Source organism: Halorubrum halodurans (genome assembly GCF_002252985.1).
GTDB lineage: Archaea > Halobacteriota > Halobacteria > Halobacteriales > Haloferacaceae > Halorubrum > Halorubrum halodurans.
Map to the genome: position 1 here is coordinate 24,794 of NZ_NHPJ01000127.1, position 6,258 is coordinate 31,051.

The following is a 6,258-nucleotide window of genomic DNA, read 5'->3' on the forward strand; positions in this document are numbered from 1 at the left end:
TCGCTTACCGCCGCCTCCCGAAAGGTTAGGTCCGGAGGGGCCCTGGATCCGGACGGATTCCCCGTGGGAAACGACGACGCCAGGGTCGACATGACGACGGGAGCCATCTCCCCGAAGCTGTTCGACCTCGCGTGGCCGCTGGTGCTCGGCAACCTCCTCCAGACGCTGTACAACCTCGCGGACATGTTCTGGGTGGGACGCGTGAGCACCGACGCCGTCGCCGCCGTCTCGCTCATGTTCCCCCTGTCGTGGCTGTTCGTCTCCACCGCGATGGGGCTCACCGCCGCGACGATCGCCCTGGTCTCCCAACACGTCGGCGCGGGCGACGACCGTCGAGCCGACGAGATCGTCGGCCAGACCGTGCTGCTCGCGGTCGTCGTCTCCGTCGTCCTGGCGATCGTCGGCTTCCTCGCGCGCCACCGACTGCTCTACTGGATCGGCGCGCGCGACGCGGTGTTCACGGAGTCGCTCGCGTACATCGAGGTGATCTTCCTCACGCTGCCGCTCACGTTCCTCTTCTTCGCGTTCCGCGCGTCGCTCCAGGGCGCGGGCGACACCCGGACCGCGATGTGGCTCGTCGCCATCTCCGCCGCGCTCAACATCGTCATCGACCCCGTCTTCATTCTCGGCTGGGGGCCGGTCCCCGCCATGGGCACGCGCGGCGCCGCGGTCGCGACGTTCATCGCCCGCCTGTTCGCGACCGCGGTCGGGATCTGGATCCTGCTCCGCGGCGACTGGGGCGTGAAGCTGTACGTCCGCGACCTCATCCCGAACCCGGAGATCCTCCGGAAGCTGATCGACGTGGGGTATCCGGGGACGCTCGACGGCTGGGCCCGGTCGTTCGCGGCCGTCGCGATGGCGGCGCTCGTCGCGCGGTTCGGCCCGGCCGCCACCGCGGCGTACGGCATCGGCGTCCGGCTGATGTCGATCTCCTGGGGCGTCGCCGGCGCGGTCGGGCAGGCGACCGCGACGGGCGTGGGCCAGAACCTCGGCGCGCGGACCCCCGAACGCGCGGCCGCCGTGACGCGCGCCGCCACCGCGGGTACGATGGGGCTGCTCGCGGTCGCCGGCGGACTCGTCTGGGTCTTCCCCGGCGTCGCGATGGGCGTCTTCGTCGACGACCCGGCGACGATCGCGGAGGGGATCGGCTTCCTGCGGATCGTCGCGCTCTCGTGGGCCTTCTTCGGCGGGCTGATGGTGATCCAGGGCGGGTTCCGCGGCGCGGGCCACACCAAGGCCGCGATGGCGCTGTCGCTGCTCTCGCGGTGGATCTTCCGGATCCCCGTCGCCGCGCTGTTGGCGTTCGGGACCGTGAGCCTCACCCTCGGCGGGTTCGCCGTCGGCCCCCTCGCCGTGCCCGCGGTCGAGGTCGGCTACACGGGGCTCGCCTGGGGCGTCGAGGGGCTCTGGTGGGCGTACGCGACGGCCGCGGTCGTCTCGTTCGTCCTCGGCGCGGCGTGGTTCCGGCGGGGAACGTGGACGGACGGCGTCGTCGAGGGATCGAGCGACGAGCCCGCGGTCGATCCCGGCGACGACTGATCACGGGACCGGCGACCGGCCGCAGGATCGGCGAGACCGACCGCCGGACCGGCAACCGACCGCCGATCCGACTGACTTACCGCCCCCGCTTCGCGATCGCGAGCGAGGCGAAGAAGCCGAAGTACGCCGGAACGCCGCCGAACATCGCGAGGTAGAACGCCCACCGCGGGGCTCCGACGAGGACGTGATCGAAGAGCAACGAGACGACCGTCACCCACGCGACCGCGAACACGAGGTCCTGGAACATGCCGGTCCGGTTCTCGCTGACGTGCGATCTGAGGCGGTCGACGAGGGCGTTCTCCTCCGAGTCATCGATCGGATCGGTCGGGTCGGTCTCGGTCATGGGTGAGCGTGTCGGCCGGGGTACGTCGGCGTTCCGGAACCGGAGCGATGCGGGACCGTGACGACGGCGCGCCGGCCGGTCCGGCGCGGTCGCGACTACTCCTCCTCGAGGTAGTCCACGACGAGGACGGGGACGTGTGTCGATCGCAGGGTGCGCTCCGTGACGCTCCCGAGGAGCGCGCGCCGGACGCCGGCGCGCCCGTGGCTCCCCATGACGACGAGGTCCATCCCGTTGTCCTCGGCGTAGTCGGCGATCACCTTGTGCGGGCGGCCGCCGGAGACGTGTTCGACCACGTCGATACCGCGCTCCGCGCCGCGGTCGGCGACGGTGCCGGTCGCCTCGTCCGCCCGCTCTTTCACCTCCTCCATCTCGTCGAACCGCCCCTGTTTGAGCCGGTCGACCTGTTCGGTCCCGAGGCTGTAGTTCACGGAGTCGATGTCGACCACGTACAGCGCGTGGACCTCGGCGCCGTACCGTGCCGCCAGGTCGAGCGCGTGGTCGACGGCCGCCTCCGCGACGTCGCTCCCGTCGGTCGGGATGAGAATGCGTTCGTACATGGATCACTCCTCCGTGGCCGCGTCGTCGACCGTTCGGCCGCCGTCCGTCGCCACCTCCTCGCCGCCGTCGGCGACGACGTCCTCGGCGGTCTCCTGTTGGCCCATCGGTTCGGGGCTGTGACACTGTCTGACGATCCGCTTCGTCTCCAGGGACGGCTCGTCGGTCGCCATCGAGACGACGACGGTGACGGCGAACACGACGGGAAGCGTGATCAGCGCCGAGCCGATGGCGGGCATCCACGTCGCGAGCCCGGTCGACAGGGGCGCCTCGAGCGACCCGACGTACGTCGGGACGATCTGGTTGATCATCGGGATCGACCAGAGCGTCAGCCCGGTCGTCATCCCGGCGAGCGCGCCCTGCCGGTTGGCGTTCTCCCACCACATCCCCAGGAAGAACATCGGGAACAGCACGGAGCCGGCGAGCGAGAACGCGTACCCCACGAGCGCGGCGATCGACGACGCGGGATTGAGCGCCGCCAGCGTGGTCAACGCGCCCAGCGCGACGATCGAGAGGCGGCCGACGAGGATCTGCTGGCGCTGCGTCGCGTCCTCGTTGATGATGTTCGTGTAGATGTCGTGGCTGATCGCCGACGAGCCGGCGATGAACAGCCCGGCCACCGTCGCGATGGCCGCCGCGATGCCGCCCGCCGCGACGATGCCGACGAACCACTCGGGGAGCCCGGACAGCTGTGCCGCCAGCACGACGATGACCTCGCTGGCCGCGCTCGTCATGCCGGGGTCGCCGTACGTCGCGCCGACGTTCTGCGAGTAGAGGTCGGTGCCGAACGCCGCGAACGCCGGCGCGCTCCAGTAGAGGATACAGATGAAGAAGAGCCCCCAGACGGTCGACCAGCGGGCCGTCCGCTCGCTCTCGACCGTGTAGAACCGGACCAGCACGTGCGGCAGCCCGCAGGTGCCGACGATGAGCGAGAACGTCGTGGCGACCCAGAGGTAGTAGCTCGAGGAGGCGAACGGCTCGGAGAACTCGCTGCCGAGCTCGCTTATCAGCATGCCGTACTCGAGTTGCGGCAGCACCGTCGAGTAGCCGTTCGTGTAGCCGACGACGAACAGCCCGACGACGAACGCGAGGATGAGGATGACGTACTGGACCGCCTGGTTCTTCGTGGCACCCAGCATGCCGGACAGCGTCAGGTAGCCGACGGTGACGACCATCATCGCGACCACCATCACCTGGTACCCGTCCAGGCCGGGGATGAGGCCGCCGTAGTCGCCGAAGATGTACAGCCCGACGAGCGCCATCCCCTTCGCCTGGCCGATGGCGTAGACGAAGCCGATGAGGAACGTCGTCACCGCCGCGATGGCGCGCGCGCCGTCGGAGTTGAACCGGTCGCCGACGAAGTCCGGCGCGGTGTACTTCCCGAACCGACGGAGCTGCGCGGCGAGGAAGATGAGCAGGATGAAGTACCCGGTCGTCCAGCCGACGACGAACACCAGCCCGTAGAACCCGGCGAGCGCGATGGAGGCCGCCATCCCGAGGTACGAGGCCGCGGACATCCAGTTGGCCCCGATCGCCATCCCGTTCTCGACGTTCCCGATGGATCGGCCGGCGACCCACATGTTGTCGGTGTCGGCGACCCGGAACAGGAACCCGATCGTGAGGAACAGTCCCAGCATCGCGATCACGAGGATCGACGGCACGAGCTTGAACGAGATGTCGAGCGCCTCCGGCAGGAGGTCGCTCTGTAGGACGAGACCGCGTCCCGTCATTCGTCGGCGCCTCCGTCGGCCGCGACGGCGTCAGCGGCGGGGTCGGTCCCCGCGTCGCCGGCGTGATCGATCCCGTACTTCCCGTCGAGCGCGTCCCGCTTTCGCGAGTACCAGAACGCCAAGATCAGCGCGCTGGTCGGCGCGCCGAACGCGACGAGGAAGTAGTGGAGCGGGAAGCCGAGGATCGGCATCGGGCTCGTCATCGGGCCGGGCGCGAGCCGGGTCAGCGTCACCGGCCCCCACACCGCGAGCACCCAGACGGCGAACCCCGTCCAGACGATGCGGAGGTGGTCGCGCATGTACGGCGTGCTCGGGTCGAGGAGGTTCACCTCCGCTCCGAGGTAGTCGGTCTCCTGGTGCGTCTGTGCGGCTCCGGTCGCGACGCCGCCGTCGGTCTCGGCGGCGTTCGCTCTGTCGTGAGTGTCGTTGTCTGTCATGGCGTGGTCCGTTCGGTCTCGTGAATGGTCGTCCGGTCGGTAGACGGTGGTCGGCGATCCTCGATCGCGAACCGGTCCGGGAGGTCCGGGCCGGGGAGGGGTCAGTCGTCGGTCGCCTTGGCCTGGATCTCCTCGACGATCTCGGGGTTACGAAGCGTGCTGGTGTTGCCGATCTCCTCGCCGTCGGCGATGTTCTCGAGCAGGCGTCGCATGATCTTCCCCGAGCGGGTCTTCGGGAGGTCGGGGCTGAACACGATCCGTTCGGGGCGGGCGATCGGGCCGATCGCGTCCTCGACGCCCGCGACGATCCGCTCGCGGAGGTCGTCGTCGCCCTCGTAGCCGTCCTCCGTGATCACGTACGCGTAGACGGCCTCGCCCTTGATGTCGTGGTTGCCGCCGACGACGGCGGCCTCGGCGACGCCCTCGACGCCGACGATGGCCGACTCGATCTCCATCGTCCCGAGCCGGTGACCGGAGACGTTGATCACGTCGTCGACGCGACCGAGCACGGTGATGTAGCCGTCCTCGTCGATCTTCGCGCCGTCCTCGGGGAAGTACACCCAGTCGTCGGGGTCGTCGCTGTCGGTGTCGGAGTACTCCGCCCAGTACTCCTCGATGAACCGCTCGTCGTTGTTATACAGGGTCCGGAGCATCCCCGGCCACGGCTTCTGGACCGTGAGGTAGCCGGCCTGTCCCGGCTCGATCTCCTCGCCCGCCGTGTCGAGGATCTGTACGTCGAGGCCGGGGAGCGGCGGCCCGGCGGAGCCGGGTTTCATGTCCTTGACGCCCGGCAACGTCGTGATCATCATCCCGCCGGTCTCCGTCTGCCACCAGGTGTCGACGACCGGGCACTCCTCGTCGCCGATGTGCTTGTAGTACCACTTCCAGGCGCGCGGGTTGATCGGCTCGCCGACGGTTCCGAGCAGCCGGAGGCTGGAGAGGTCGTGGGCGGCGGGGTACTCCGCCCCCCACTTCATGAACGCGCGGATCGCGGTCGGCGCGGTGTACAGCTGGGTCGCCTCGTACTCCTCGATGATCTCCCAGAGGCGGTCGCGGTCGGGGTGATCCGGCGTCCCCTCGTACATCATCGTCGTCGTGCCGAGCGCGAGGGGGCCGTACACGATGTAGGAGTGTCCCGTGATCCAGCCGATGTCGGCCGAACAGAAGTAGGTGTCCTCGGGCTTGATGTCGAGCACCGCCTGCGAGGTCCACGAGACCCACGAGAGGTAGCCGCCCGTCGTGTGTTTCACCCCCTTCGGCTTGCCCGTCGTCCCCGAGGTGTACATCAGGAAGAGCATGTCCTCGGCGTCCCGCGTCACGGGCTCGACCTCCGCGCCGGCGTGTGCCTCGACGAGCGCGTCGTAGTCGTGCTGGTCGTCGGCCAGATCGTGGCCGAAGTCGTCGTCGTTGGGGCCGAGCCGGTCGACGACGACCGTCTCGGTGCCGTGATCGACGTTCCCGAGGCCCTCGTTGGCCTTCGAGAGGTGATCGAGCGGGTCGCCGCGGCGGTAGTAGCCGTCACACGTGACGAGGTACTCCGAGTCCGCCGCGTTCATCCGGGTCGCGAGCGCCTCCGCGGAGAACCCCGCGAAGACGACGCTGTGTGGCGCGCCGATGCGGGCACAGGCCAGCATCGCGACCGGCAGCTCCGGGA

6 protein-coding genes are annotated in these 6,258 nt (G+C 69.5%); 1 reads left to right on the forward strand and 5 read right to left on the reverse strand.

Annotated features, from left to right (window positions below; all coding sequences use genetic code 11):
- Positions 1 to 90: 90 nt before the first annotated feature.
- Positions 91 to 1,539, forward strand: coding sequence for an MATE family efflux transporter (locus DJ70_RS14365; protein ID WP_094534179.1), 1,449 nt, complete (start codon positions 91 to 93; stop codon positions 1,537 to 1,539).
- A gap of 76 nt (positions 1,540 to 1,615) precedes the next feature.
- On the opposite strand, the gene DJ70_RS14370 is transcribed toward DJ70_RS14365, so the two are convergent.
- From DJ70_RS14370 to DJ70_RS14390, 5 genes are all read right to left on the reverse strand, one after another.
- Positions 1,616 to 1,882: a hypothetical protein gene (locus tag DJ70_RS14370; protein ID WP_094534167.1), complete on the reverse strand. Its 267-nt coding sequence runs from the start codon at positions 1,880 to 1,882 to the stop codon at positions 1,616 to 1,618.
- Positions 1,883 to 1,977: 95 nt separating this feature from the next.
- Positions 1,978 to 2,439 (reverse strand): universal stress protein, encoded by a 462-nt coding sequence (locus DJ70_RS14375; protein WP_094534169.1) that lies wholly within the window; start codon positions 2,437 to 2,439, stop codon positions 1,978 to 1,980.
- A 3-nt stretch (positions 2,440 to 2,442) separates the two neighbouring features.
- The gene (locus DJ70_RS14380; RefSeq protein ID WP_094534171.1) at positions 2,443 to 4,167 is read right to left on the reverse strand and encodes a VC_2705 family sodium/solute symporter; all 1,725 of its coding nucleotides are present in this window, start codon (positions 4,165 to 4,167) and stop codon (positions 2,443 to 2,445) included.
- Positions 4,164 to 4,604 (reverse strand): DUF4212 domain-containing protein, encoded by a 441-nt coding sequence (locus DJ70_RS14385; protein WP_094534173.1) that lies wholly within the window; start codon positions 4,602 to 4,604, stop codon positions 4,164 to 4,166. The genes DJ70_RS14380 and DJ70_RS14385 overlap by 4 nt, the downstream gene beginning before the upstream one ends.
- A gap of 101 nt (positions 4,605 to 4,705) precedes the next feature.
- A partial coding sequence (locus DJ70_RS14390; RefSeq protein WP_094534181.1) for an acetate--CoA ligase occupies positions 4,706 to 6,258 on the reverse strand: 1,553 nt, incomplete at its 5' end.

Coding starts and splice junctions, on each gene's coding strand:
- DJ70_RS14365 (WP_094534179.1), top strand. CDS start 91: ATGACGACGGGAGCCATCTCCCCGAAGCTGTTCGACCTCGCGTGGCCG.
- DJ70_RS14370 (WP_094534167.1), bottom strand. CDS start 1,882: ATGACCGAGACCGACCCGACCGATCCGATCGATGACTCGGAGGAGAAC.
- DJ70_RS14375 (WP_094534169.1), bottom strand. CDS start 2,439: ATGTACGAACGCATTCTCATCCCGACCGACGGGAGCGACGTCGCGGAG.
- DJ70_RS14380 (WP_094534171.1), bottom strand. CDS start 4,167: ATGACGGGACGCGGTCTCGTCCTACAGAGCGACCTCCTGCCGGAGGCG.
- DJ70_RS14385 (WP_094534173.1), bottom strand. CDS start 4,604: ATGACAGACAACGACACTCACGACAGAGCGAACGCCGCCGAGACCGAC.